The 2046-nt window shown below is 66.2% G+C and carries 1 pseudogene; it reads left to right on the top strand.

From position 1 onward, the window contains the following. Positions 1 to 2046, top strand: a pseudogene (locus tag H5U08_RS16880) (hypothetical protein); the annotation flags it as partial.

Below are 2046 nucleotides of genomic sequence, written 5' to 3'. Positions count from 1 at the left end.
CACGGCGGGAAGACTCTCCCGATCAGTCCACCAATCCGGACGTCAAGCTGCCGGCCCGCGTCACCGTCGAGCATATCCCGGCGGATTCGCCGTCCGTGTCACGTCCACAGCCAAGGGAGGTAACCAGCCAGCAATTACTGGCGAGTCAGTCGCCATCCATTACGGTGCCGGAACCTCAGAGAGGCTTGTCGCCCGGTGAACTCCGCCCGACGGAAATCGTCCCCAGGCGGAATCAAACTGTTCCCGTCCCTGCCCAAACGTCCGAGGCGACCCAACCCATCACATCGGCGAAAATGGCGGCCAATCCGGCAGCGGGCCCGGCAAGGGTCAGCCGACCCGACATGGCCGTCGGCCCGGTGGGAACACGACAAACCGCGCGCGGCGGCGTCGAGACGTCCTCAATCGCAGCCATCGGTGGAAGCGCTGAGCTTCAGTCGATCCCGCAGACGGCGGGCGTTTCGCATCTCGCCCGCTCACCGGAAGAGCCCGACATCGGGGGACCTGCCCGAGAACGCGCCACGATTCCCTCCCCCACGGCGGCCGGTTCCACGGGAGCCGTGACAGACATCCTGAACGCTTCCCCAGCGGGAATGGCTGCTTCCCGGCGTCCCCGGGCCCTTGCGACGTCGGATCTCGTGGGGGTGGCTGGCACCGGAGAGCCTGGAACGAGTTCGCCGCGTCAAGGACCGTCCGGGGAAATTCTCGGCTCGGTGGTTGCGCTCACACCTACGGAACCAGAGCCGAGCGGCACGGGAGGAGGAAACCTGCGTGGGGCCGCCGCCCGCCTGGAACCCCGAGCCACCGGCATCGGACCTGCCCCAGTCTCCGTGGGGCTGGCGCGGCAGGAACCAGGGGCGGGCAGTTCGGGAAGCGGGGAAACCGGCGGTGGCCAAGCCTCGGAGCTTACCGGTGGCATGGGATTGGCCATGACGGGTCCGTCACGCGGATTGGGTGCGGCCCGGGAACAGGGTGGGGCCGTAGGTCAGACTTTTGCCATGGGAAACACCCGGCCGGGCAGTCGAGGTCTGGGCGAAGCCAGTCATCCCGTGATTGCCGGTCGAGCGACCCTGGAAGGTACTGTTCCAGAAACTTCGGCGGGGCCAACGGGAGCGGGTATTCCCAGCGACCGTCCCTCGGCAACCGCATTGACCTATGGACGCGGAACGTCACGACAGGCCCTGCCGTCACTGGCGGGTTTTGGAAGTGGATCGAGCACCACAGCCGGGGCTTCAGATCTGGCGGGAATGAAAGGAGACACGGTGCCGGGCGTCTCCGGCAGCCTTCCGCCTCGGTTGTTTGATCGGATGGCGCCTGGTGGAGATTGGGGTTCCAGCGGTAATCCGGGAGGGTCCGCGCGAAGCTCGGCGACTCTCCGCGGACAGGACAACGCACCGTACATCACCTCACAGGCATCTCTCGCCGCGGAAACGGGAGGAACTGGGCAGGCCGGTCAGTCTGTTGCGCGTGCTGAGATTGAGCGGCAGGCTGGCAATGAACCACGTCGGGCGGTCGATCTGCCGCCCGTGGTTTCAGCGGGAAGCCGCGGGGGCTCTCCCAATAGCGACCTCCTGGAGAGTGGGCTGAGTCTGCCGGCGCGACGCGGTGGGGGCGAGTTGCCCCGGCTTGAAATTGTCGGCCCGGGCGGGGCACGACTCGCCTCGCGTTCCCCTCTGGGTGTGGCTTCACCCGAGGTTCTCCGCGGGGCGGTGGAAACCGAACCAGCCGAGGCGTTCGCCCAGCGCAATCCCGAAATCCGTGGTGCTCGTGCGATGGAGTTCGGCGGTAGTTCGGAGACTGAGCGGGCCGTGGAAAAGGGGCTTGAATTTCTGGCTCGGATTCAGTTTGCAGATGGGCACTGGAGCCTCCATCGCCTGCCGGACCATGTGCCCGATCCACAGAAGACATTTCACACGGGAACCATGCACGGGGACACGGCCGCCACTGGATTGGCCTTGCTGGCCTTTCTCGGCGCTGGGTACACCCATCAGGGATCCCGCTATCGAGACACCGTGACGCGTGCCCTTCGCTGGCTTGTGGAAAATCAGT

It is taken from the genome of Thermogutta sp., from assembly GCF_014359955.1.
Lineage (GTDB): Bacteria > Planctomycetota > Planctomycetia > Pirellulales > Thermoguttaceae > Thermogutta.
This window is presented reverse-complemented; position numbering and strand designations above follow the sequence as displayed.